The organism is Streptomyces sp. NPDC093260, assembly GCF_040683715.1.
GTDB classification, from domain to species: Bacteria; Actinomycetota; Actinomycetes; order Streptomycetales; family Streptomycetaceae; genus Streptomyces; species Streptomyces sennicomposti.
This window is the reverse complement of record NZ_JBFBEK010000008.1, coordinates 1-25,168: the sequence shown is the minus strand read 5'-3', so window position 1 is coordinate 25,168 and position 25,168 is coordinate 1. Positions and strand designations below refer to the sequence as shown.

Below are 25,168 nucleotides of genomic sequence, written 5' to 3'. Positions count from 1 at the left end.
GTCCCGCCGCTGTCCGGCCTGTCCTGGCGCTGGCCCCGGCTGCCCGGCGCTCGCCGCCGGGCCTGTGCCGTCCCGGCTGGTCTCACCCGCTGGCCGGCTCACCCGCCTGTCCGGTCGTCTGCTGCGCTGCTGCTGCTCGCCGTCCGCACGCCTGGTAGTCGGCCGTTGTGCCGGCAGGTCCCGGCTCGTGCGCCTGGCCCGTCGCACGCCTCGTGCCGTCCCGGCCCGTCTCACCCGTTGCCTGCTCGGCCCTGGCCTGCTCAGGCCGCGCCTCGTGAGGGCTACCGCGTGCACGTGGCGCTCGACGCCTCCGCCAGTCCCTCGGTCGAGGCCCACAACGCGGCGGTGCAGCGCATGGTCCAGGCCGGTGTCGTCCCGATGACCTGGTTCTCCCTGGCCGCCGAGTTCCAGCTCGACCCCTCGTTCCACGACGCGCCGCACCGCATGCGCTGAACGATGCTGGAGAACGTGCCGGCCATGGCCATGAGCGCCCCGCTGTGGCGAACAGGCGAGTCCTTCCCCCTGGCGAGGGAGCGTCTGGCCTCCTTGAGGGAGGACCCTTCGGCGGGCGCCGCCTCCAGAGGTCACATGCTGACGGCGTTCGAAGGCGTGGAGAGCCTTGTCCCGACGCCGGCGAGGATCGAGTTGTTCAATCGCCACACGGCAGTGTGCAGCAGCGCGACATCGCTGACGCTGGCCGAGGGATTCCCGGCAGACGAGGCATGTGCCCGGCACATCAGGCGCCGTTCGGTGGAAACGGGTCCGCTGCGCCGAGCCGCGGTGTGCGCGCTGGTCAAGGCTTGAGCATGAAAGGCGTCGATGTCGGCGGTGTCTTGCTGCATGGCGAGCGGCTGTTCGGCCGGGACCAAAGCGAACGCTGCTCCGTGCATCTCGGTTGGTCAGCTTCCTCCCGCGTTGCTCGCAGGCCTCGTCGAGCCGCTCTGTGAGGGCTCGCGGATCTGGCCGTCGGGATGTGGTCGGTGAAGGCGGTGAGTGGGGCAGCGTTCGATGACGAGGAGGGCGGCGTCGTCTGCGGGTTCGTGGCCGACGTGGTCAATCAGGCCGCGGTGGATCTCGCCGACCAGGTTCTCGGGTGTGGATCCGCGATACCGGGCCGCGCGCTGGCTGAGTGGGTAGAAGGCTCCCGAAGGCGAGCGGGCTTCGACGACACCATCGGTGTAAAGCAGCAGCATGTCGCCGGTCTCGAAGGTGAAAGATTCGCTCCGGTGCCTGGAGTCGGGAGGCTGGCACATGCCCAAGGGGGGAGCGGGATGCCGTGCGTGCAGGGCGGTGAGGTGGTGATCGTGCCGCAGCAGGGGCGGCGGGTGGCCGCAGCTGACCATTTCTGCCTGCGCACCCTGGTCGGGGATGTCGAGTAGCAGCGCGGTGATGAAGTGCTCGCCCGGGTCGTGCTCGGTGTCGGCCACCTCCTCCAGATTCCGCGCCACACTCTCCTCCAAGGCCGCCGCGAGGCCCGCCAAGGTGGTGTAGCGGTGGGCGCCCTCACGGAACGCACCCAGCACGACGGACGCCTCACCGATGGCCGCCAGGCCCTTGCCCCGGACGTCACCGATGATCACACGGGTGCCGGGACGGTCGGTACGGGCCAGCGCGAACAGGTCGCCACCGATCCGGGTCTCGTCCCCGGCGGCCAGATACATCCAGGCCACCCGCAGCGGCCCCATCCGGCGCGGCGGTGGCCGCAGCAACGCGAGCTGCGCCGTCTCCGCCACCGACCGTGCCCGGCTCAGTTCCCGGCCGCGCCGCTCGCGCACGTGGCAGACCAAGACCACCAGGGCCGAGAGCAGAGTCAGAGCGGTGATCTGCGCCAGGTGGTTGGAGGTGGCCACCCCGCCGTGAAAAACAGCTATGCACAGTTGCGCGGCCACAGCCAGCGCGCCGACGAGCGCGGTCAGCCGCGGCCCGGCCAAGGAAGCGGTGAGAGCCGGTGCGATCACCAGGAAGGGCCCCAGGTGGACGTCTTGCGGGGTGCGCAGGTCCGCCAGGGTGATCGCGACGATCAGAGCCAAGGGGACCGCCACCGCCCCGCGGCCCGAGAGCTGTGCCAGCAACCGGTCCACCGACGCACGCCGCGCGTTCATACAACCGGTGTACCCCAGTTCCCGGGGACACGCCCGTGCGCCAGGGCCTCGCCATCGGCCGGCCTGCCGGGCAGGGGCAGCGACTACCGGCGGCATGAGGCGGGAGCGCCGCCGTGTCACTGTGTGGTCAGCCCGCGACACTACGACGTGACCGCCTGTCTGCTGGACGCGGCTGGCCGAACCGGTCTGGACCACTAGGGTTCGTCAGGGGCTGACCGGCCCGAAGACAGAGAGATGTGCGACCCCGCGCGCGGGGTCGCACATCGTGTCGTCTGGGATGGGGACTCGGCTCAGCGACCGCCACCGCCGTGGCCGCCACCGCCGTGGCCTCCGCCACCGCCGTGGCCTCCGCCACCGCCGTGGCCGCCACCGTAGCCTCCGTCACCGTGACCGCCGTAGCCGCCGTAGCCGCCGTGGCCGTAGCCGCCGTAGCCGCCGTAGCCGCCGTGGCCGTAGCCGCCGTAGCCGCCGTGGCCACCGTGGCCGTAGCCGCCGTAGCCCCAGTCGTCATCGTCGTCGCCCCACCAGCCGCCGTGTCCACCGCGGCCGTGGTCTCCGTGGCCGCCGCCCCAGTCACTGCTGTAGGAGCTGTGAACGTTGGCAGGGCTCGCCGAGGCGGTGCCCGCCACGCCGATCGCGGCTCCGCCTGCCAGCAGCAGACCCGTGGCGGACAGTGCGACAAGGTGCCGCGTGCGTGTTGCTCGCATGGTAATTACCTTCCATCGTCTCTCACGGCCCCCGGAGGGAGACGCGAGGTGGAAGGCCGCCGCCGCACGGAAGGACGCGCGGCGCGGTCTTCAGATGTCACCGCGAGAGATCATGTGTACACGACACGTATTTGCGGTCGACGCCTGCGGCCCACCTTGGACGCTGGCGCGTCGTCAGATGCCGCGGCTGAGGTCGGAGGAGATGCCCCGGGACCTCGCCGGCCGCTCATGCCGTGCACTCGCGGCTTTCACTCATTGAGGCTAGTACCCCACTCGCCACTTGGCACCTCAGCGAACCGGGTTGTCGTCCGGCGGGCGCGGGACGCGGACCACGCCCTTCTGGATGACGGTGATGGCGAGCCGCCCGTCACGGGGGCGGATGCGGGCCTGGCCGAGGCCGCGGCCGCCGTGCGCGGACGGCGACTCCTGATCGTCCCTTCGAAGCAGTCCCTCTCCGGGCCCCTGCCGGTGACATCGGCCCTACAGCAGTGGCAGCCAGGCAGGACACGACCAGGTGGTCCGCCCGCACTCGTGAGCCCACGACGAACCGAGGTCCCAGCGCTCGGTATCCCGGGCGACAAAGCGCCGGGCGACGGGCGGCCTTTCGTCCGTGACCGCACACGGTTGTCCGCGACCGATGACTCCGTGCGGGTCTGATGTCAGTGCTGTCTCTTACAGTTCCGCCGCCGTGTCCGGGACAGTGAGCAGCAAGGGGTGGCAGTATGTGTCCGCAGACGTCGTGATCCGCGCGTTCCGGTTCGCTCTGGGCGTCACAGCCGCGCAGCTCGCCGATCTCGACCGGCATGTCGGCGCGTCCCGCTGGGCGTTCAGCGCGGCCAAGGCCGACTCGCGGACCGGCACGGACGGCCTGTGCCCGGTGCCGGCACGAGGTCGACACCTGCGCTTTCCAGTCGGCCTTCAGTGACGTGGACGCGTGCCGGTGCGGGAGTCGGGCCAGTTCTTCCACGCCTGGAAGAAAGCGGGTGCGGCCGGCTGCGAAGTATCGGGCGGCCCGCGACGTACTGTGGCCCTCCGTAGATGACCGCGACACCGAGGCGATCGTCCGCATCGTCAATTCAGCACTGCTCGCCGAACTCCGTGAGCGCCAGACCGAGGAGGCTCCGTGATCCTGATGGCCGCGGCGGATACTGGTGGACCGGTCCTGCCGTGGTGGGCGACCATTGTGATCGTGGTGGTGGGGGCACCGTTCATGGCGGTGCGTCTGTACCGAAGCCCAGCACGCGTGTCACCGACGTCCCGGGGCAACACACCTAGCCACACCTAGCGCTCCCTGTCACAGGCGCTCGCGTCACCCCCGGTGGCGGACTTCAACCACGGTGAGACGGAGATGCGCCGCCACGACCGTACCGGCACGCCCGCGCCGCACAAGGACTGCTGCACGGCTACTGGCTACTGTCCGTGGCCTGGCGGACGTGCGGACGTCACCACCTCGCGGGCCGGAGCCTCGCTGCTTGAGCAGGGGACACCGGTCCGCCGGGCAGTGACGTTCGCCCGGATCGACATCACGGACGCCGCGAGCATCGCCTGCGCCGCGAAGCAGGTGGTGGCCGACCACCCGGACCTCAACGTCCTGGTCACGATGGCCGGCGTGATGCACGCCGAGGACTGGCGCGATCCCGCGTCGTTTCGCCACCGCCCAGGACACGGTGGCCACGAACGTGCTCGGTCCGATCCGGCTCATCGCCGCGTTCGTCGAGCACCTCCAGACGCGGCCGGACGCCACGATCATGACCGTCTCCTCCGGCCTCGCCTTCCTACCACTCAAGATCACGCCGAGCTACAACGCCTCGAAGGCCGCGATCCACACGCTCAGCGAGTCCGTCCGGCTGCAACTGGCCGGCACCTCGGTGAAGGTCGTGGAGCCGGTACCGCCGGCCGTCCGTACCGCGCTGCTCCCCGGGCACGAGGACGACGAGCGGTCGATGCCCCTCGACGAGTTCGTCACGGAGGTGGTCGGTCTGATCGAGGCCGAGCCCGACGCCAAGGAGATCCAGGTCGAGCGCGTGAAGTTCCTGCGCTACGGCGAGGCGCGCGGCGACTACGACCAGGTCGTCGCTGCCGTCAACGGCTGAGCGGCCTACCAACGGCACAGCCGCTGATGGAGACGGTGTCCTACGTGGTGAGGCGGACGTGAAGCGGTTCGTGGTCGAGGAGTGCCGCGCTGCCGGCATTCAGGTGCAGCCGGCCGACACCGCGGCCTGCCAGCGGCCACGAGAAACGGGCCGAGGCCGACCGCACCGACGCTCCGGCAGGGCGCGCGACGGCCACGGTGCGCGGGAACACCGCTCGGTACGGTTACGCGCCGAGCGGGTCAACTGATCCCGTCAGGCTGCCGAGCCGGTCAGGGCGGTCTTGGCCGCAAGCAGGAGATCGCTGATCATCGGATTCGGGTCGCCTCTGCGGCTCGCCAGGACGACTTGGCTGGACGGAGCGCCCTCGATCGGGACAGTGACGAGCTCGGGACGCAGGGAGCTGCGCCGATCACCGACCGGCAACACGGCGATCGCCTCGCCGTTCGCGACGAGTTCGAGCTTGTCCTCGTAACTCTCGATCGGCGGTACGCCGGCGCCGAGGATGCGGTAGGAGGTCCATTCCTCGGTTCCGAACGCGCACGGCGCTGCCTCTTCGTCGGCCAGTTCCTCCGCGGTCACCGACGCGCGGCCGGCCAAGGGATGGCCGCGCGGTACCACGAGCATCCGAGGCTCCTCGTACAGCGGGGCGGTGGACACGTCGTCGGCGGCGAGTGGCAGCGGGGCTCGCCCGATCAGTGCGTCGACGCGCTTGTCGGGCAGCGCCCCGACACCACGGCAACTCAGATGCCTGGTGATGATGTCGGCGTCCGGGTGGCGGCGGCGCAGTTCCCGTACGGCGGCAGTGATCACCAGGTCCTCGACGTAGCCGATGACGATGCGTTCGGTCCTGGCTTGTTCACGCACGGCCAGCTCGGCCTGGCGGGCGGCCTGCAGCAAGGCCTGGGCCCGGGGAGGAACGCCTGACCGGCCCGAGTGAGCCGGGTACCTTGCGATGTGCGGTCCAGCAGCCGTGAGCCGAGATGTTTCTCGAGGCGTTGGATCTGGCGGCTCAAGGCCGGCTGCGCCACGTGCAGGTCGGCGGCGGCCCGGCCGAAGTGCTGGTGCGCCGCCACCACGGTGAAGTAACGCACCAGCCGCAGTTCCAGGTCCTGTCCGAGATCATTCACCGTTCCAGCCTACGTGTCATGCCCTTCGGAATGACCAGGTTCCCGAACGGGTCTCGAGGGACCTTGCCGTCCTGGGGCCTGACTGAAGGGGCACGGTTTCCCTGAGAAGGCGACAGCGTGACGAAGGCGATTCAGTTCTCAGGAACCGGCACCTCGGCGTACCGCAGAACCTCCGGCCCGCCCGCTTCGTGGAGGCCCGGGCATGGTGCCGCCGGCGGAGGGCACCTTCCTGTGCGGCTCGCGGAAGGGGAAGGGGGCACATGTCATCGCGGTGACCTCCAGCCGACGCGAGCGGTCCCTGCGCAGGCTCCGCGCCGATCATTTGTCCGGATGGTTCGGCGGAATCAGTCCCACCGTCCCCCGGCGTCCGGGACGGTCGCCTTCAGACCCGTTCCCTCTCACGGCGCGCACGGAGGAAATCCACCAACAACGCCCGGTCCGACGATGACGCTTGGGTCGACCTGTGTCCTGCGGTAGCGCAGCAGCGCCGTCAGCTCTCCTGCTTTTGCCATGTCCCCCCGTCCCTGGGCCGCGGACGCTCCTTGCCGTCGATGCCGGTGTGCCGGCCGGAGTGCAGGACATCGGCGGAGTTTCTCCGCGTGGGGTCGGGCCTCATGGCGAGGACGAGCTTCGCCATGTGGGCCTTCTGCTCCTCCGGGTCCCACAGACCGGCCGGTTCCGGGGTCGAGCCGTCCCAGTAGGCGTGCGGCGCCCAGTTCCCGCGCGTGTCCTTGACCTCCTCCACGGCGCCGTTCGGGCCCTGCCGGGTGACCGCGCCGCGGTACGGCTCGTCCGAGGGACGCGACGGGTCCTGGAGGGGCGGCGCGGTCGCCATGGTGGCCGTCACCAGTGCCTGGGCGGCGTGCCGCCAGGAGTAGCCCTTGAGGAGTTCGTACAGATGGTCCGCTTCCCCGCGCGCGCCCCGCAGGTTCGTCCGCAGGTTCTCGATGGCCGTGGCCCACGCCTGCGCCCGCGAGTTGGCGCCGCCCGCGACCTCCTTGCCGCTGGCCGAGTCGACGTTGAAGGGCGCGTCGACGACCCCCATGAAGGAGCCGTCGGTCACCTGCTTCAGGAACTGGGCCGCGCCGCTCTCCCCGTTGACCAGGACGGGGAGGCTGCGCCCCGCTCCCTCGGTGGCGACCAGCCCGAAGCCCTCGTGCAGCGACGGCATGATCACCGCGTGGGTGGTCTCCCGGTCGTGCTCCAGGTCCGCCGGGTTCTTGCTGAAGGGGAGCATGATGACCCCGCCCGCGCCGTGGGTGTCGACGATCGACTTCCACTTGGCGTAGTTCTCCGGGTCCTTCTCCGGGTGCGGAGTGCCGCGGATCGTCATCCGGACGTCGAGACCGCGGCCGCCCTGGTTCTTCGGGCGGCGCAGGATGCCGATCGCCTGGACGGCCGCCTCCACGCCCTTGATCTGGTCCGCGGCCCGTCCCGGCAGCAGCACCTTGAGCTTGCGCGGCAGGTGCATCAGGTACTTGGCCTGGTTGAGCAGGGACGGCTCGACCGGCTCGCCGACCTCGGTGCCCGGGACGAAGTCGTGCAGCGCGGGGACGCGCAGCACCCCCTCCGAGAGCCGTTCGGCCTCCTTGGCGAGCAGCGATCCCACGCCGGCCACCAGATCGGCCTTCTGCATGGCCTTGCGCTCTTTGATGGCTTTCTCGGCACCCTTCTTCGGCGCCTCCTTGATCTTGTCGAGGCGTACGGGACTGGTGTGCAGGAAGTGCACCACCCGGGCGCCGGGATACCAGGCGTCGCGGATCTTCTGCGCGGCGGGACCGGAGAACCGGGAGTGGCCGATGACGATGTCGAAGGCGTCCTTGGCGGTCGGCAGCTTGTACTGGCCCGGCGAGCCCTTGGCGACCACGTCGAGGCGGTCGCGGCCCTCCTCCACGCCGGGCACCGAGGCGTTGACGATGTGGGCGCCGCCGTGCTGGGCGGTCGTCCTGTCGTGGTCGTAGTCGTCGTGCGCGTTGACGGTGAGCAGGGTGACGTCGTGGTCGTGGTGGAGCCCTTTGACCAGCTCCATGTTGAAGACCGGGACGCCGCCGAGACCGAGCCCGCTCTCGTCGCAGACCACCAGCACCCTGCGGCGCTCGCCCGTGCCCGTCGCGCGCTCGCCGGTGTCCGTCATCATGCGCTGCACGGCGTCCGGCCGCGCGGCGCTGCGCTGCACCGGGGCGCCGTGCGCGTGGCCGTGGCCGTCCCCGGCATGATGCCCCGCGGACGCCGGGGCGTCGGCCAGCCGCTCGTTGGCGCTCGCCGCCCGCTCGAACGGGTCGCCGGGGTCCGACACCCGCACACCGTCGCCGCGGTCGGTGCCCGCGACCGGACCCTTGCGCTGCTGGGAGACGTGGGTCAGCTCGTGCCAGAGGGTCTTGTCGTCGATGCTGCCGCTCCCGGAGACGATGTCGTCGCCCACGGTGTAGGCGTGCGCGCGCACGTTCGCTGCGGACCGCTGGGCCACCATGTCCGTGTGTAGCCGCACATCGGAGAAGTCCTCCTTGAAGTGGGCCTCGGCCTTCGCGCGTTTCGCCGGGTCCAGCGGAGTACCGCTTCGGGACGTCACGCGCTTGATCTCCGCGCCCGCGTCCAGCTGCGCGCTCTGCGCAGCCTCCTCGCCGGGCAGTTGCCCGGCGAGCCGCAGCGCCTGCACCACGGCGGCGTTCCCGGCAGCGCGCTGGAGGGAGAGCAGCCGCTGCTGCGGGGCGGACGACGGTTGGCGCGTCGCCGGTGCGGCCTTCGACGCCCGCTGCTCGTCCCGGCTCTCCTTGCGTATGCTCATCGGGGTCCTCGTGGTCGGTGGTCCGTCGCGCCAGGATAGGAAGGCGCCCGGCAGGCGGCTGCGGTAAGGAGGGCAATCCTAGGGGCAGTTGAACGCACGGCAAGGACAGCTCGACCTGCGGGTGAAAGGTGGTTCGATTCAACCCGTGGGCCGGCCGGACACACCGGGGCGGCGCTGCCAGGGGAGCGGACCGCCGGACGGGCGGTGGTCGACGCCGAGCGCGTCCAGCGGGCACGGTGTCCGGCCATGCGCGCCTCGAACTCCGCCACGTCCCGCTCGGCCCGGGGCCGGCAGGTCGGACCACGTCAGCTCGGCCACCGCGGCGAGCCGGGGAAACACCTGGTAGTCCAGGCGCTGCGGGGTATCCATGGCCTCGGACCAGGCATTGCCCTGGGCGCCGGCCACCCGCCCGCCCTGCTCCTCGGTGAGGCCCGCCGGGACGGGCTCGAACCTGTAGACGTCGGCGAGTGTGCGCACGTAGCCGACGGGCACCGGCTCGCCCTGCGCCGCCCGCCGGTGGTCCAGGCAGAGGTGTTCCTCAGGACAGATCACCGCCTTGTGGCCCGCGCGAACGGCCGCGACGCCGCGATGGAGGTCCTGGAGGACGGAGAGCGGACGGCCGCTCCAGCCGCCCACCTTGTCCGCGCCGCCACCCGGGCCACCCACAACCTGGTCAACCGTCCTCGGGGACCAATGGACCCTGCTCCCTCCGTACCCAACTGGGGAGGGGAGTCTGTTCGCCGACAGGGGAGACGGTGCGCGCCCTCCTGTGCTGAGCGGCGGGCGCGATGAACGTGGGGCGCTTCGCCGGCCTCTGAGGTCCCCGACCGCAGGCCCGGTCGGAACTGCCCCCAGGGCGCCGCCCACGCTGCCGATCCGGTGTCCGAGGCTCTCCTACCGTGGTGACCCGACATGATCAGGCGAGCACGGCATGCGCGAGGTGGAGATCTGTGAGCGCTCTATTCGACGATGCGGACGGCGAATTCCTCGTGCTGGTGAACGGCGAGGGGCAGCATTCGCTCTGGCCCGCGGTCGTCGACGTCCCGGCGGGCTGGAAGGCGGTGCACGGCGTGGACACCCGGCAGAACTGCCTGGAGTACATCGACACGCACTGGACGGACATGCGGCCGGCCTCTCTCGTGGAGGCCATGAAGAGGGAGGACCGGGACCGGGCCGGGGCCGGGCGGGCGTAGGCAGCGCCGCCTCTCCGGCGCTGCCGGGAACGGCGCGGCAACCCGCTCCCGCCGCTCGACGCACCCCCGCCCCGCCCGAGGAAATTGGAGCCCAGATTGTTCTCACCCTCCGTCAGACAGCAGGGCCTGTGGTTTCTGAGCCGGCAGGAGGACCGGTCGCCGACCTACAACGTGCCGGCCGCCCTCAGGCTGGAAGGAGAGCTGGACCGAGAGGCCCTTCGGCTCGCGCTGAGCGATGTGGCGGCCCGCCACGAGAGCCTGCGCACCGTCTTCGAGGTCGTCGACGACGCTCTGTGCCAGCGGGTGCTCGACCCCGAGGACGGCGGAGCGGCACTGCCGGAGACACAGGTCGCCGAGGCGGAGCTCGACGCGACGCTGGTCCGGCTCGCCCGGGCGCCCTTCGACCTCGGCCGGGACCGCCCGTTCCGGCCCCACCTGCTCACCGTCGGCGCGCGCACCCACGTACTGCTGCTGTCGATGCACCACATCGCCACCGACGGCGCTTCTCAACGGCCACTGTGGCGGGACCTGAGCGAGGCGTACCGGGCTCGTCTGGAGGGACGGGCGCCCGACTGGGATCCGCTGCCCGTGCAGTACCGCGACTACGCCGCCTGGCAGCGCGACGTGCTCGGCAGCCGCTCGGACCCGGAGAGCGAGGCGGCCCGGCAACTGGCCTACTGGCGCCAGGCACTGGCAGGTCTGCCGGAGGAGGCGCTGATCCGGCCGGACCGCGCTCGGCCCGCCACCCCGACGCACCGCAGCGTGGCCCACACCGTCGACTGCCCCGCAGAGCTCCACACCCGGCTGCTGGAGGTCGCCCAGGAGACCGGCAGCACCCTGTTCATGGTGCTGCACGCGGCGGTCGCCGTCCTGCTGGCCCGCACCGGCGCGGGTGAGGACGTCCCGATCGGCGTGCCGGTCGAGGGCCGGGACGACGAGGCCCTGGAGGACCTCGTCGGCTTCTTCGTCAACACGGTCGTCCTGCGCACCGACGTCACGGGCAACCCCTCCTTCCGCGAGCTGCTCCAGCGCGTCCGCGAGGCGGACCTCGCCGCCTGGTCCCACCAGGACGTCCCGTTCGACTGGGTGGTCGAGGAGCTGAACCCGGCGCGCTCCAGCAAGCGCAACCCGCTCTTCCAGGTGCTGATGACCCTGGCCGACGGTGACGCGTCGCCACCCCGGATGCCCCGGCTCCGCACGCGCGTACATGCCGTGGACATCGGCAGCGCGAAGCTTGACCTCGCGTTCGGTTTCGCAGCGCGCCGCGCGGACGACGGAACGCCGGGCCCGCTCGTGGTGACGGTCGAGGGCAGCGCCGACCTCTACGAAGAGGCCACGGTACGGGCCGGCGCCGAGCGGCTGGTCCGGGTGCTGAGCGCCGTGGCCGCCGATCCGGGCACCGCGATCCAGGACATCGACCTGCTCGACGGGCCGGAGCGTGATCTGCTGCTCACCGACTGGGCGGGCACGCTCGGCGACCTTCCCACCACCCATCTGACCGCGTTGTTCGAGGCGCAGGTCGCCCGCCGCCCGGAAGCCGTCGCGGTGGTGGACGGCGCCGAGCGGCACACCTACGCGGAGGTCAACGCCCGCGCGAACCGGCTCGCCCGGCTGCTGCGTGCCGGCGGAGCGGGACCGGAGGACCGGATCGCCGTGCTCCTGCACCGCTCCGCGGACCTGGCCGTCGCGCTGCTCGCCGTCCTGAAGACCGGAGCGGCCTATCTGCCGGTCGACCCGAGCCATCCGGCCGAACGCATCGCCGTCCTCCTGGAGGAGGCGCGGCCCAGCCAGGTGATCACGTCCGAGTCCGCGGGCGCCGCACTGCCCGAGTGGCCGGCGGCGTCCATCCGGCTCGGCGAGGCCACCACCGAGGCGCAACTCGCCGCCCAGGACCCCGCGGACCTCGTCGACGCCGACCGGACCACCGCGCTGGACGCCCGCCATCCGGCGTACGTGATCTACACCTCCGGCTCCACGGGACGTCCCAAGGGCGTCGCGGTCGCACACGCCGCCGTGGTGGCACTTCTGGACGCCACCCGTCAGCACTTCGCCTTCGGCCCCGACGACGTGTGGTCCTGGTTCCACTCGTACGCCTTCGACGTGGCCGTCTGGGAGATGTGGGGCGCCCTCGCCCACGGAGGCACCCTGGTCACCGTCCCCTACGACGTGTCCCGGTCGCCCCTGGACTTCCTGATGCTGCTGGCCGAGGAACGGGTGACCGTGCTGTGCCAGACGCCGTCCGCCTTCTACCCGCTCGCCCAGGAGGACGCCCGAAGGACGCCCGAACTGTCCCTGCGCACCGTGATCTTCGCCGGGGAGGCCCTTGACCTCGCGCAGCTCGGCGCCTGGTACGAACGGCATCCGGACGACCGCGTGACGCTGGTCAACATGTACGGCATCACGGAGACGACGGTGCACAGCACCCATCTGGCGCTCGACGCGGGCATGGCGGCCGAGGCCGCGGGCCGCAGTCCGGTCGGACGGCCCCTCGCGGGATCGCGAGCGTTCGTCCTGGACCAAGGGCTGAAGCCGGTTCCGGTCGGCGTCGTCGGCGAGCTGTACCTGGCAGGGCCCCAGCTGGCCCGCGGCTACCTCAACCGGCCCGGGCTGACCGCGGAACGCTTCGTGGCCTGCCCCTTCGAAGGCACCGGCGAACGGATGTACCGAAGCGGAGACCTGGTCCGCTGGACGCGCCACGGCGGACTGGAGTACGTGGGCCGCGCCGATCAGCAGGTCAAGCTCCGCGGCTTCCGAGTGGAACTGGGCGAGATCAGGTCCGCCCTCGCCCAGCACCCCGGCGTCGTGCGCAGCGCCGTCGTCGTCCGCGAGGACAGGCCGGGTGACAAGCGGTTGGTCACCTATGTCGTGGCCGGTGAAGCCGGTGTGTCCCCGAGCGAACTGCGCAGTCGTCTTCAGCAGGCGCTGCCCCCGTACATGGTGCCGACGGTCGTGCTCGTCGACGACCTCCCGCTGACGGTGAACGGCAAGCTCGACGTCCGGTCCCTGCCCGCGCCCGGCGGCAGCGCCCGGCCGGGCGGACAGGCCCCCATCTCGACCCGCGAGCAGATCCTCTGCGACCTGTTCGCCGAGGTGCTCGGCGTGCCCCTGGTGAATCCCGGAGACGGCTTCTTCGAACTCGGAGGCCACTCGCTGCTCGCCACCCAGCTGGTGAACCGCGCGCGCTCGGTGCTCGGCGTGGAGCTGCACGTGCGGGACGTGTTCGAGCACCCGACACCTGCCGATCTGGCCCGAGTAGCCCGCGAGGCGTCCGCCGACCGACCGGCGCTCGTCCCCGCCGCCCGCCCGGAGCGCGTCCCGCTCGCCTTCCAGCAGCACGGACTCGCCTTCGTCCAGAGGTTCAACGGACTCACCAGCGCCTTCAACAACCCCTACGCCGTGCGGCTGTCCGGCGCCCTGGTCCCCGAGACACTGCGCCTCGCCCTCCAGGACGTCATCGACCGGCACGAACCGCTGCGCACGGTCTACCGGACCGCCGACGGCGAACCGCACCAGGTCCTGCTGGACCACCGCACCTGGCAGCCGGGTTTCTGGGAGGTGCGGGACTGCGAACCCGACCGCCTGGACGAGCGGCTGCGAGCGGAGGCGGACCGTCCCTTCGACCTCTCCGCCGAGCTTCCGCTGCGTGCCCTGCTGCTGCGCACTGGGGCCGAGGAGCACGTGCTCATGCTGAACTTCCACCACATCGCGGCCGACGGATGGTCGGTGGATCTGCTCTTCTCCGACCTGGCCACCGCCTTCGCCGCCCGCTCCGCCGGGCAGCCGCCGGACTGGCCGCCGCTGCCCGTCCAGTACGCCGACTACGCGCTGTGGCAGCGGTCCTTGTTCGCCGCGGACGAAGTCACCGGCCGGATACGCGACGAGCACCTCGACTACTGGGTCGAGACCCTGCGCGATCTGCCCCGACCGCCGGGGTCGGACACCGGCCGGCCGCGACCGGAGGACGCCGGCCGGCACGGCGCCCGCGTCACCGTCGGCATCGACGCCGACCTGCACGCCCGGCTCGTCGAACTGGCGCAGAGCCACCAGGCCACGCTGTTCATGGTGCTGCACGCCGCCTTCGTCAGCCTGCTGCACCGCAACGGCGCCGGAACCGACATCCCGATCGGCATCAACGCCTCCGGCCGCGACGACGACGCTCTGCGCCACCTCGTCGGCATGTTCGTCAACACCCTCGTCCTGCGTGTCGACGCCAGTGGCGCGCCGACCTTCCGCGAGCTGCTCGGCCGGGTGCGGGAGACCGACCTCGAAGCGACCATCCACCAGGACGTCCCGTTCGAGCTGGTCGTCCGCGCGGTCAACCCGCCGCGCACGACCGCCCCGAACCCGCTCTTCCAGGTCATGTTCAGTGTCGCCACCTCGCATGCGGCCCTCCGGACCGAACTGGCCGGGCTGCGCACGGAGGTGACCGCGCTGGAGACCTCCGCGCCCACCTTCGACCTCACCCTGAACCTGACCGAGCACCGGACCGCCGACGGCAAGCCCGGTGGCATCACCGGAGCGCTGGAGTACGACACGGCCCTGTTCGCCCATGGCACCGCCCGCGCCATGGCCGAGGAGTTCGCCGCGCTGGTGGCCGAGTTCGCGGCGGACCCCGCCCGGCGGATCACCGGAGAGCGCGCGGACGAGGAGCACGGGGCGAGCAGCCCGGCCGGCCTCCCGCACCAGCCGGAGCGCGGCCGGACCGAGGGCGACCGAAACCCCGGGACGCCCGAGGACGCGGCGGTCGGCCGGTACACGGAGGCGGTCGCGGCGGTCTTCGCGAAGGTGCTGGGAGTTCCGTCCGTCGGCCCGGAGGACAACTTCTTCAACCTCGGCGGGTACTCGCTGCTCGCTGCCGAACTGGTGGAGGAACTGCGGTCGTCCCTGGGCGTCCAGGTCGCGGTGAGAGACCTCTTCCGTGCCCCGACCGTGACCGGCCTGATCCGGCAGACGCGGATGGCCGAACGGGAGAGGAACCTGACGCTGCTGCCCCTGCGGACCACCGGCGAGCGGCCTCCGCTGTTCTTCGTCCACCCCGCGATGGGCCTCAGCTGGTGCTACTCGCACTTCCTCCGCCACGTCCCCCCGGACCGGCCCGTGTACGGTCTCCAGGCTGACGGGGAACCGCCGCGGCCGGCGACCGTCGAGGCCGTGGCCGACGGCTACCTGGCCGCGATCCGCAAGGTGCAGCCCCACGGTCCGTACCACCTGCTGGGATGGTCCTTCGGCGGGCTGGTGGCGCAGGCCATGGCGACCCGGTTGCTCCAGGACGGTGACGACGTCGGTCTCCTCGCCCTCCTGGACTCCTACCCGGTACCGCCGGGCGACGCCGAGCCGCCCGACCTCCACAAGGCGGTGTCCTCGCTGCTGCACGACACCTCCCGGCTGACGGCCGACCACCGGCTGCGGGACGTCGAGGACGCTGTGCGGTTCCTGCGCACCGAGGACCTGATCCTGGGCGAGTTCGACGAGAGCACGATCCGCGCCGCCCTCGCCGCGACCACCCACCACATCGACCTCGCCAACCGCTTCGTCCCACGCCCGTACACCGGGGACGTCCACTTCTTCCGCGCCATGGGCGACGCGGGCGAACCGCCGTCACCGGAGCTGTGGAAAGAGTTCGTCCAAGGCCGGTTCCTGGTGCACGAACTTCCCTGCGGGCACCAGGAGATGGCCGATCCCGAAACGGCCGCCCGGATCGGCGCGAAGGTCACCGAGGCGCTGTCCGAGGACCATGCGGAGCGACCTGCGACCGGCCGGCGAGACGGCGACGGCCAGGGCGAATGCCTCCGGTCTGCCGCTCGTACCGCCGGTCCCGGCGCGCCGCGCCGATAGCGTGGATCTACCGAACAAGTGTTCCTGGCCTGCCGGAACTCCCGACAAGTGGTGATGGTGAGCGTGGACGACAAGACTCGGCCGGGTGTGCGCGAGGTGTTCGCGGACGTCCTGGGTGTGGCATCGGTGGGGGCGGAGGATTCGTTCCTCACTCTGGGGGGTGACTCGCTGACGGCGATGCGGCTGGTCGACCGCCTCCGAGCGGAGTTCGGTGCCCGGCTGGACCTGCGGGACGTCTTCGACGCGCCGTCCCCCGCCGCCCTGGACGCCGTGCTGGACACCCGGCCGCCGCTGGCGGGCGACAGCCCGCGGGCCCCCCGGCCGGCCACCGCACCGCCGGGGGACCGCGCACCGTTGTCGGACGCGCAGCGAGGGGTGTGGTTCCTGGAGCGGCTCCACGGGCCGGGCCCCGGCCTCACCCTGCCGCTGGCACTGCGGCTCGGCGGCCCGCTGGACAGGGAGGCGATACGGGCCGCGGTCGACGACGTGGTCCTCCGGCACGAGGCGCTGCGCACCGTCTGCGTCGACGGCGGATCGGCGCTGAAGCTGATCGAGGCCCGTGCGGGGTTCCACGTCGAACGGGTCGCGCGGAGCGAGCTGGACGCGAGACTCGCGGACCTCTCCTCGTACGCCTTCGACCTCAGCCGGGAGACTCCGCTGCGCACGTGGCTCCTCGAAGTCACGCCGGAGGAGCACACGCTGCTCCTGCTGACGCACAGGATCGCCGTGGACGAGCCCTCCCTCGCGCTCCTGACCAGGGACATCGGCACGGCCTACACGGCGCGGCGGGAAGGGACCGCCCCGTCATGGCGCCGGCCGCTGCCCGGCTCCTTCGGCCTCGCCCGCCGGCAAGAGGCGGATCGCCCGGAACCGTTCGACCCGGAGCGCCTTGAGGCACGCCGGAAGGCACTTGCGGGAATGCCCGACGAACTCGGCCTCCCGCACGACCGCACCCGGCCGGGAAACCCGTCGCATGACACCGGTGAGATCCGGTTCCGTGTCCGGGCCGCCGAGCACCGCGCACTCGCCGCGGTGGCCCGGGCCCGGCAGGGCACGATGTTCATGGTCCTCCAGGCCGCGGTGGCCGTTCTGCTCGGCAGACTCGGCGGCGGTGACGACATACCCCTGGGCACCCGGGCCGAGAACCGTCCCGAGGGCGCACCGGACGAAGCGATCGGCCAGTTCTCCAATCTGCTGGTCCTGCGCACGGACATCTCCGGCGATCCTGCCTTCGAGGATCTGGTGGCGCGGGTCCGCGAGGCGAACCTCGACGCGTACGCCGACCGGGATCTGCCCTTCCGGCGACTGGTGGAGACGATCAACCCGCCGCGCTCGCTCTCCCGGCACCCGCTCTTCCAGGTCCTCCTCACCATGGGGACGTGCCTTCCGCCGCTCGGCCTGCCCGGCCTCGAAGCACGGCTGCACGAAGGACCGCCCGTCCCCACCGGACACGACCTCACCTTCGACTTCGGCGAGCGCCGTGCCGGGGACGGCGCCCTCGACGGCATCGACGTGCGCGTCGGATACAGCCGCGACCTCTTCGACGCGACGACCGCACGAGAACTGGGGGAGCGGCTGTCGCGAGTGCTCTCCGCCGTGGCCGAGGACCCCCGGCGCAGGATCGGCCGGATCGACATCCTCGATGCGGCCGAGCGGCACAGACTTCTCGTCGAGTGGAACGACACCTCGTTCGGCGTCCCCGCCCTCACCCTGCCCGACATGCTGGAGGCCCAGGTCGCGCGCACCCCCGACCTGCCCGCGGTCCAGATGGGCGACACCGTCCTGACCTACGCCGAACTCAACGCGCGTGCCAACCAGCTGGCACGCCACCTGATCAGCCACGGTGTCGGTGCGGAGAGCGTGGTGGCACTGGCGATGCCGCGCTCGGTCGACGTCATCGTGGCGCTCTGGGCGACGCTGAAGGCCGGCGGCGCCTACCTGCCCATCGACCCGGGCTACCCCGGCGAACGCATCCAGTACATGCTCCAGGACGCCCGGCCGGTCCTGACCCTGACAGAACCGGTCGATGTCGCGCACCTGCCGGCGACAGACATCACCGATGCCGACCGGGTGCGGCCACTGCTGCCCGGGCATCCCGTCTACGTCATCTACACCTCGGGCTCGACCGGCCTCCCCAAGGCGGTGGTGATGCCGGGCGCTTCCCTGGTCTCCCTGCTGACCTGGTACGAGACGACGCTGACGCCCGGGCGGATGGCACAGTTCTCCTCCCTGAGCTTCGACACGTCCGCTTTCGAGGTGCTCTTCGCCACCACCAGCGGTGGCTGCCTCGTCGTGCCGCCCGAGGAGGTGCGGCGCGACGTCGAGCTGTTCGCCCGGTGGCTGGCCGACCATCGGGTCCACGACATGAATCTGCCGAATCTGGTGCTGGACGCGCTCTGCGAGGTCTCCGAGCGCACCGGTGCCGAGTTCCCCGAACTGCGGATGATCGCGCAGGGCGGCGAGGCCCTGACTCTCTCGCCACGCCTCAAGACCTTCTTCACACCCCCGCGCCGTCGGCTCGACAACTACTACGGCCCCACCGAGACCCATCTGGCGATCGCCCAGTCCTTCCCGCGGGACGTGGACGACTGGCCGGACGAACCGCTCCTCGGCAGACCGATCGGCAACATGCGCGGCCACGTCCTCGACGGGCGCCTGCAACCCGTACCGGTGGGCGTGGTCGGCGAGCTCTACCTGGCGGGCGAACAGCTCTCCCGCGGATACCTCAACCGCCCGGCCCCGACCGCCTCCCGCTTCGTCGCCAACCCGTTCGACGCTCCAGGGACCCGGATGTACCGCACCGGCGACCTGGTGCGCCGGCGCAAGGACGGCAGCCTCGTCTTCCTCGGCCGGGTCGACCACCAGGTGAAGATCCGCGGGTTCCGGGTGGAGCTGGGCGAGATCGAGACTGTGCTGCGGCGCCATCCGAGCGTGGCCCGGACCGCCGTGCTCGCCGTCGAGGACCGTCCCGGGAGCAAGCGCCTGGTCGCCTACGTCGTCTCGGAGTCCGGTCCCGTGGACGTGGCCGCGCTGCGCGCGCACGTCGCCGAGGCGCTGCCCGACTACATGGTGCCGTGGGCCTTCGTGCAGCTCGACGAGATGCCGCTCAACCCCAACCGGAAACTGGATCGAGCGGCGTTGCCCCGGCCCACCCGCGACGCCGTGCGCCGTGCACCGCGCACGGCCTTGGAGACGTCGCTGTGCGAGATCTACGCCGAGGTGCTCGGCGCATCCGACGTGACCGTCGACGACAGCTTCTTCCACCTCGGAGGCGGCTCCCTGACCGCCCTCCGGCTGACCCGGCGCATCGAGGCCCTGCTGGGCGTCGATGCGCCCGTGCGGCTGCTGTTCGAGAACCCCACGCCGGCCGGACTCGCCCAGCTGCTCACCACCGACGGCGCCACCTCCGGTGCCCACGAGCCGGACCGGCCACCCGCCGTCGAGCGTCCCGCGGGCGGGGCGCCGAGCGCAGCCGGCCCGGGTGACGGGACGCCCAGGCTGCCGGTCTTCGAAGTCCGGGTGCGGTGGCTGTGCGACCTCTTCACCGACATCCTCGAATGCGATCCGGTCTCCGCCGACGACGACTTCTTCGCTCTGGGAGGCCACTCGTTGCACGCCAGCCGGCTGGTGAACCGCATCAGGGACACCTTCGGTGTGGAAGTGCGGCTGGCCGCCCTGTTCGACCGTCCGACACCCGCAGGGATCGCCGGACTCATCGGCAGCGGACGCCCGGCCCGCCCGTCGCTGTCGGCCTCCCGCGAGGGACACGGGGCCCACTGAGGGCCGCGGGCCCTTTCCCGGGGCGGAACCGACCCGTGGGCCTTGGCTGTGTCCACCCGGTTCGCCGCCGGTTACGGAACACGTCCGCGCCGCGCCGGCCGGTACGGGCGGAACGACTCGGAAGAGGTGTGGACATGTCCTTCACGTTGGTGTGCCTGCCGTTCGCGGGGAGCGGAGCGGGGTTCTACCGCCCCTGGGACCGGCTGGGAGTGCCCGGCGTCCGTGTGGTGGCTCCCCAGCTGCCAGGACGCGAGGAACTCTTCAACGAAGACCCGTACACCGATGTACGGCACGCGGCGCGGCACGCGGCGGTGGAGACGATCCTGCTGATGGAGGACGACACCGGCCCGGTCGCGCTCTTCGGACACAGCCTGGGTGCCGTCCTGGCGTACGAGACCGCGCGGGAACTGCGGGCCCGGAAGTTCGACCGGCTGGTGCATCTGTTCGTCAGCGGAGCGGCCGGCCCCTGGGACCAGAGTCCGCCGGACAGCGCGCTCGACGACGACGCGCTCGCCGCTCATGTCGAAGAGATCACCGGTTACCGCCACGGCGCCTTCGACAATCCCGAACTCCGCTCCCTGCTGGTGCCGCTGCTGCGGGCCGACACCGTGATGCACGAGCGCTACCGGCCCCCCACCGGCGACCTCCGGCTGTCGATACCGGTCACCGCGCTGCGCGGCACCGACGACCACCTCATCTCACGACACCGGCTGGAGCAGTGGAGCGCGGTGACCCAGGGCGAGTTCGCGACGGCCGAGCTGCCCGGCGGCCACATGTATCTGACCGAGCGCCCGGCGTCGCTCCTGGAGGAGATCGCCGCACGGGTCGGCGCCGCGGCGGACCGCCGCCAGACGCGGGCCGGCCGGCCGGCGGCAGCGAGCACCGGGCGCGACGGGGCCGACTGGTCCCGGACGGTGGCGGAGTGGAACTCGACCGCCCGGCCGATCCCGTCAGGGACGCTGCTCGACCTGTTCGGCGCGTGGGTCGACCGTGCGCCGACCGCCGCCGCCGTGCGCAGCGGCTCCGATGTGCTGACCTACGCCGGACTGGACGAGCGCGCGAACCGGCTGGCCCGGTATCTGACGGGCCTCGGTGTCGGTCCGGAGACCAGGTGCGGGCTGTGCCTGCCACGCGGGGTCGACATGGTGGTGGCGATCCTGGCGGTGTGGAAGGCGGGTGGCGCCTACGTGCCGCTCGACCCGGAGTACCCCGTCGAACGGCTGGGCTACATGGTCGGCGACAGCGGCGCCGCGGTGGTGCTGGGCACGGCCGCGACCGTCGAGGACATGCCGCTGCACGGTGCTCGGATCATCCTGCTGGACGAGGCCGCGCAGGCCGTCGCGGCCGAGTCCGCCGAACCGCCGGACACCGTCCTCGATCCGCGCCGGCTCGCCTATGTCATCTACACCTCCGGCTCGACGGGACGCCCCAAGGGAGTGGCCATCGCCCACCACGGGGTGGTGAACCTGGCCGAGGCGATGCGTCCGGTGCTCGGGGTCTTCGAAGGGGTCGTCGCATTGCAGTTCGCCTCGTTCAGCTTCGATGCGGCGGTGCTGGACCTGGCGGTCACGCTCGCGGCCGGCGGCACGCTGGCGATCGCCTCCGGCGAGGAACGCTCCGAACCGGAGGCACTCGCGAAGATGGTCCGCTCCGCCGGGGTGAGCGTGGCGAGCGTCGTCCCCTCCCTGCTCGGTGTCCTGGAGCCGTCCTCCGTACCGGGCGTCAAGAACTGGGTGCTCGGAGCGGAACGCCTCAACGCGGCCCTGGCGAGCCGCTGGACCACACAGGCACAGGTGTGGAACACCTACGGGCCCACCGAGGCGACCGTGATCACCACCGCGGAAGTGGTCGACCCGGCCATCACCCCCGAGGACCAGCCGCCGGCCATCGGCCGACCGCTCAGCAACGCCCAGGTGTACGTCCTCGACGACGCCCTCCAGCTCGCGGCGCCCGGCGAGACGGGCGAGCTGTACGTCGCCGGCCCGGGGCTGGCGCGTGGCTATGTGGGCCGTCCGGGCCTGACCGCCGAGCGGTTCGTCCCGTGTCCCTTCGGCGACGGCGCCAGGATGTACCGTTCCGGCGACCTCGCCCGCCTGACCGAGGACGGCCGGCTGCTGTTCGTCGGCCGGGTGGACGAACAGGTCAAGATCCGCGGCTTCCGGGTGGAGCCGGGTGAGATCGAGGCGGTGATCGCGGCCCACGACAGCGTGGCACAGGTCGCGGTCGTCGTCCGCGAGGACCGGCCGGGTGACCGACGTCTGGTCGCCTACGTCGTTCCCGCCGCCGGTCGTGCGGCGGACCCCGCGGCCCTGAGGGCCTTCGCCGAGGGCCGCCTGCCCGAGTACATGCTGCCGGCCATCGTGGTCCTGGAGGTGCTGCCGCTCACCGTGAACGGCAAGCTCGACAAGGCCGCTCTGCCCGCCCCCGGCCTCGGAGCGGGCGGGGAGCGAGCGGCGCGGACGCCCGCCGAGGCTGTGCTGTGCACCGTGTTCGCGGACGTGCTCGGAGTGGAGAGGGTCGGTGCCGACGACTCGTTCTTCGCGCTCGGCGGCGACTCGCTCATGGCGATGCGGGTGGTGTCCGGTGCCCGCGAGGCGGGCCTCCTCCTCACCGCTCGCCAGGTCTTCGAGAAGCAGAGCCCCGCCGCGCTGGCGGCCGTGGCCGACGGCAGCGCGCGGCCGGCCCCGGCGATGCGTTAATCGGCAACCGGTTAACAGGACATACGCAAGTAGATATAGGCCGACCACACGAGCTTGGTGTCGTCCTGGCCGTCCCCGTCCTTCACGGGGACGGCCGGCTCATTGCACTGTCCGGGTCGTCGATTCGGCTGATCGGCTTCGGCGTGATGCTCGGAAGGCTCCATAGACAAAGCCTTACACGACCCGGCGCCCCGCACAAGATTGTGAGAATCGATGGAGTTCGAGAATTCTGCACCGCAGATGTCGAGAGTGCGTTACGAAAAGAAGGACCACATCGCCCGGATAACGCTCGACAGGCCGGAAGTGCTCAATGCCATGGATTTGCGCATGCACGAGGAACTGGCTGAGGTGTGGGACGATTTCGAGTCCGATGACGAGATGTGGGTCGCCGTTCTTTCCGGGTCGGGTTCCCGGGCGTTCTCCGTCGGCCAGGACTTGAAGGAACTGGCCTCCCGAGACCAGGACGGCACATCGGGGCCAGCCACTTTCGGCAGCCGCGGAAAACCCGGCTGGCCGCGGCTGACGGAACGCTTCGACCTCGTCAAGCCCGTGGTCGCCAAAGTCCAGGGATATGCGCTGGGCGGCGGATTCGAGCTCGCCCTGGCCTGCGACATCGTCGTCGCCTCCGAGGACGCGACCTTCGCCCTGCCCGAGGCCAGACTCGGCCTCATGGCGGGCGCGGGCGGCGTCTTCCGGCTGACCCGGCAGCTGCCCTGGAAGACCGCCATGGGACACCTGCTGACCGGCCGGTCGCTGGACGCCCGCCGCGCCTGGGAACTCGGACTGGTCAACGAGGTCGTGCCGGCCGGCGAGCTCGACGCCTGTGTCGAGGGGTGGGTCGCCGACCTCAGGCGCTGCGCGCCGCTCTCCGTCCGCGCCGTCAAGGAGGCGGCCACCAAGTCGGCCGCCCTGTCCCTGGAGTCCGCCTTCGCCGCCCGCTATCCCTGGGAGGAGCGCCGTATGTACAGCGCGGACGCGGTCGAAGGCCCGCGGGCCTTCGCCGAGAAGCGTGAACCTCGCTGGCAGGCGCGCTAGCTGTGCTGTCCCCGGATGTCGGTGACACGCGCGCTGGGTGCTTGAACAGGTGAGGGCCTTCTGCGCGCGGTGTGGATTGCGACATCCACGACCGGTACCCAGGAGGCCCTCGTGCCCCACGGTGATGCCCCGCTGACTGCGACCGGCGGGCTGCGTCCGGCCTGGTGTGCCGTGGACGACGGCTGGCCGGTGCGGCGGGCCGCGGGACGCTTCCCAGCGGTCATCGGCTCCCGTCGTCCGCGGCCAGCACATGCGCCCGGGCCGCCTCGATCAGCTCGGCGGGCCGTCCGTCGTGGCACAGCCGGCCGTCCCTCTTGACGACCCGTCCGCCCACCATGACCGTGTCGATGTCCTGGGCCCCGCTCTGCAGCAGCACGGCGGCGGCGGCATCGCTCAGCGACGCGCCGAAGGCCGATTCGCGCAGGATCACCAGGTCGGCCTGTTTTCCCGGCGTCAGTGAGCCGATGCGGTCGCCGAGTCCGATGACCCGGGCGGCGTCGATCGTGGCGGCTCGCAGCACGTCGGACGGGGTGAGGGTGGGGACGCCGGGGCGCCGCCGCCCGGAGCGCCCCTCGGCCCGCTCCCGAAGGCCGTCCAGGCACCCCTGCACGTGATAGGCGAGGCGCATCTGGGCCAGCAGGTCCGCGTTGGTGAAGCTCGGGATGTCACATCCCCAGGTCACCCGCACACCGCGGCGCAGGGCCCGGCCGAGCATGGTGAACGGTGAGCCGAAGGCCAGTTCGAGACCGGGAGTGACCGACATCGTCATGCCGGTGCTCGCCATCAGGTCGAGTTCCTCGTCCGTCACCACATTGCAGTGCACCAGGAGCAGGTCCTCCCCGAGGAGCCCCGCCCGGTGCAATGCGGTGACCTGTCCGGGAGTGTTCGCGTGCATGGTGATGCCGAGCCCGAGGGCACGGGCGTGTGCCACCTCACGGGCGGTGGTCTCGATGTCGACGGTTCCGATGTCGCTGATCGCCACCATGAGGCCGATGCGCCCCTTGCCCCGTCCGGGGATCTCGGCGCACAGCCGTGCCGCGTCGGTCAACCGGTCCTCCGGAGCCGCGAAGGTGCCGGGCGCGTTCGCCCGCACGCTGTAGGCGTGCAGGCCGCGCACGCCCGACGTGGCCATGCCCGCGACGGCGGCATCGGCATGCCGGGGGGAGCCGACGCAGTCGCAGAAGTCCACCGCCGTCGTCACGCCGTTGGACAGCAGCTCCAGCCCGCCCGCCAGACCGCCGGCGTACACGTCCTCGGGTCTGAACCGTGCACGGTGGGGCAGGACCCGCTCGAAGTACTCGCCCGTCCACAGTCCGGAGGCCATGCCCCGCAGCACGGTCTGCCAAAGGTGGATGTGAGTGTCGATCAGTCCGGGCAGCACGATCCCGCCGGTGGCGTCGATCACCTCGTCGGTGGTCGCCCGCGTCCGTTCCCGGACGGCCACGATGGTGTCGCCCTCGATGAGCACCTCGCCCGCCGCCAGATCGCCGAGTGCGCCGTCCATCGTGACGACGCGGCCTCCCCGGACGAGCAGACGCCGTTGGTCGACCATGGTCACTCCGATGTTCTCCGACCGCCGTGACTGCGGATCGCCCTTGAGGGGCAGCACCGTCCGCGATTCGGAGACTATGCACGGCCGCCGAGAGCGACCGGCACTTCGTGGGGCAGTATTGCGGCGCGATCCTGCCGCCGGCGCTCCTGCCGAGCGGGCCGCTAGCCTCGCGCTTTCGCGAGGTGGGGTGTCCGAGGCTTGATCAAATAAGCGGAGAGTGCTCCTGACCTGCAACGATGGGACTTGTCTAGGGTCCTGTT

15 protein-coding genes and 3 pseudogenes are annotated in these 25,168 nt (G+C 71.5%); 10 read left to right on the top strand and 8 right to left on the bottom strand.

Annotation, left to right across the window (positions count from 1 at the left end):
• Positions 1-294 precede the first annotated feature (294 nt).
• Entirely contained in the window at positions 295-453 is a 159-nt protein-coding gene (locus AB0N63_RS12305; protein WP_365527675.1) for a hypothetical protein, read from the top strand.
• 131 nt (positions 454-584) lie between these two features.
• Here AB0N63_RS12305 and AB0N63_RS12300 read toward each other — a convergent pair whose 3' ends face one another.
• The 4 genes and pseudogenes from AB0N63_RS12300 to AB0N63_RS12285 all read right to left on the bottom strand — a co-directional run.
• Positions 585-890, bottom strand: coding sequence for a hypothetical protein (locus AB0N63_RS12300; RefSeq protein ID WP_365527672.1), 306 nt, complete (start codon positions 888-890; stop codon positions 585-587).
• A 9-nt stretch (positions 891-899) separates the two neighbouring features.
• Positions 900-2,102, bottom strand: coding sequence for a PP2C family protein-serine/threonine phosphatase (locus AB0N63_RS12295; protein WP_365527669.1), 1,203 nt, complete (start codon positions 2,100-2,102; stop codon positions 900-902).
• Between the two features lie 290 nt (positions 2,103-2,392).
• Entirely contained in the window at positions 2,393-2,809 is a 417-nt protein-coding gene (locus tag AB0N63_RS12290; RefSeq protein ID WP_365527667.1) for a hypothetical protein, read from the bottom strand.
• A 288-nt stretch (positions 2,810-3,097) separates the two neighbouring features.
• Positions 3,098-3,241: pseudogene (locus AB0N63_RS12285) on the bottom strand (acyl-CoA thioesterase II); the annotation flags it as partial.
• A gap of 292 nt (positions 3,242-3,533) precedes the next feature.
• Here AB0N63_RS12285 and AB0N63_RS12280 point away from each other — a divergent pair.
• Positions 3,534-3,734, top strand: a complete 201-nt coding sequence (locus AB0N63_RS12280; protein ID WP_365527664.1) for a hypothetical protein — start codon at positions 3,534-3,536, stop codon at positions 3,732-3,734.
• Positions 3,735-4,476: 742 nt separating this feature from the next.
• Complete coding sequence (locus AB0N63_RS12275; protein ID WP_365527662.1) at positions 4,477-4,902, top strand: SDR family NAD(P)-dependent oxidoreductase; 426 nt, start codon at positions 4,477-4,479, stop codon at positions 4,900-4,902.
• 252 nt (positions 4,903-5,154) lie between these two features.
• On the opposite strand, the pseudogene AB0N63_RS12270 reads toward AB0N63_RS12275, so the two are convergent.
• Positions 5,155-5,996, bottom strand: a pseudogene (locus AB0N63_RS12270) (LysR family transcriptional regulator).
• Between AB0N63_RS12270 and AB0N63_RS12265 the strand changes: the two are divergent.
• A complete protein-coding gene (locus AB0N63_RS12265; protein WP_365528176.1) occupies positions 5,883-6,134 on the top strand; it encodes a hypothetical protein in 252 nt (83 codons plus the stop codon). The pseudogene AB0N63_RS12270 and the gene AB0N63_RS12265 overlap by 114 nt on opposite strands.
• Positions 6,135-6,519: 385 nt before the next feature.
• Here the strand turns inward: AB0N63_RS12265 and AB0N63_RS12260 are convergent, their stop codons facing one another.
• Together AB0N63_RS12260 and AB0N63_RS12255 are read right to left on the bottom strand one after the other, a co-directional pair.
• Positions 6,520-8,814 (bottom strand): DUF4157 domain-containing protein, encoded by a 2,295-nt coding sequence (locus AB0N63_RS12260; protein WP_365527659.1) that lies wholly within the window; start codon positions 8,812-8,814, stop codon positions 6,520-6,522.
• Positions 8,815-8,952: 138 nt separating this feature from the next.
• Entirely contained in the window at positions 8,953-9,480 is a 528-nt protein-coding gene (locus AB0N63_RS12255; protein WP_365527657.1) for a family 20 glycosylhydrolase, read from the bottom strand.
• A gap of 284 nt (positions 9,481-9,764) precedes the next feature.
• On the opposite strand from AB0N63_RS12255, the gene AB0N63_RS12250 reads away from it, so the two are divergent.
• The 6 genes and pseudogenes from AB0N63_RS12250 to AB0N63_RS12225 form a co-directional block, all read left to right on the top strand.
• Positions 9,765-10,007 (top strand): MbtH family protein, encoded by a 243-nt coding sequence (locus AB0N63_RS12250; protein ID WP_365527654.1) that lies wholly within the window; start codon positions 9,765-9,767, stop codon positions 10,005-10,007.
• A gap of 96 nt (positions 10,008-10,103) precedes the next feature.
• A complete protein-coding gene (locus AB0N63_RS12245; protein ID WP_365527652.1) occupies positions 10,104-15,842 on the top strand; it encodes an amino acid adenylation domain-containing protein in 5,739 nt (1,912 codons plus the stop codon).
• Between the two features lie 63 nt (positions 15,843-15,905).
• Positions 15,906-19,622 (top strand): amino acid adenylation domain-containing protein, encoded by a 3,717-nt coding sequence (locus AB0N63_RS12240; RefSeq protein WP_365527649.1) that lies wholly within the window; start codon positions 15,906-15,908, stop codon positions 19,620-19,622.
• Between the two features lie 134 nt (positions 19,623-19,756).
• Entirely contained in the window at positions 19,757-22,321 is a 2,565-nt protein-coding gene (locus tag AB0N63_RS12235; RefSeq protein ID WP_365527646.1) for an amino acid adenylation domain-containing protein, read from the top strand.
• 213 nt (positions 22,322-22,534) lie between these two features.
• Positions 22,535-23,356 (top strand): enoyl-CoA-hydratase DpgD, encoded by an 822-nt coding sequence (dpgD, locus tag AB0N63_RS12230; protein WP_365527643.1) that lies wholly within the window; start codon positions 22,535-22,537, stop codon positions 23,354-23,356.
• Between the two features lie 111 nt (positions 23,357-23,467).
• Positions 23,468-23,569: pseudogene (locus AB0N63_RS12225) on the top strand (IS481 family transposase); the annotation flags it as partial.
• 7 nt (positions 23,570-23,576) lie between these two features.
• On the opposite strand, the gene AB0N63_RS12220 reads toward AB0N63_RS12225, so the two are convergent.
• Positions 23,577-24,908 (bottom strand): amidohydrolase family protein, encoded by a 1,332-nt coding sequence (locus AB0N63_RS12220; protein WP_365527640.1) that lies wholly within the window; start codon positions 24,906-24,908, stop codon positions 23,577-23,579.
• Positions 24,909-25,168: the final 260 nt, after the last annotated feature.

Excerpts from the sequence above, each read along its gene's own strand:
- AB0N63_RS12260 (WP_365527659.1), bottom strand. The coding sequence starts at position 8,814 with ATGAGCATACGCAAGGAGAGCCGGGACGAGCAGCGGGCGTCGAAGGCC.
- dpgD (WP_365527643.1), top strand. The coding sequence starts at position 22,535 with ATGGAGTTCGAGAATTCTGCACCGCAGATGTCGAGAGTGCGTTACGAA.
- AB0N63_RS12300 (WP_365527672.1), bottom strand. The coding sequence starts at position 890 with ATGCACGGAGCAGCGTTCGCTTTGGTCCCGGCCGAACAGCCGCTCGCC.
- AB0N63_RS12220 (WP_365527640.1), bottom strand. The coding sequence starts at position 24,908 with ATGGTCGACCAACGGCGTCTGCTCGTCCGGGGAGGCCGCGTCGTCACG.
- AB0N63_RS12265 (WP_365528176.1), top strand. The coding sequence starts at position 5,883 with ATGTTTCTCGAGGCGTTGGATCTGGCGGCTCAAGGCCGGCTGCGCCAC.
- AB0N63_RS12290 (WP_365527667.1), bottom strand. The coding sequence starts at position 2,809 with ATGCGAGCAACACGCACGCGGCACCTTGTCGCACTGTCCGCCACGGGT.
- AB0N63_RS12235 (WP_365527646.1), top strand. The coding sequence starts at position 19,757 with ATGTCCTTCACGTTGGTGTGCCTGCCGTTCGCGGGGAGCGGAGCGGGG.
- AB0N63_RS12295 (WP_365527669.1), bottom strand. The coding sequence starts at position 2,102 with ATGAACGCGCGGCGTGCGTCGGTGGACCGGTTGCTGGCACAGCTCTCG.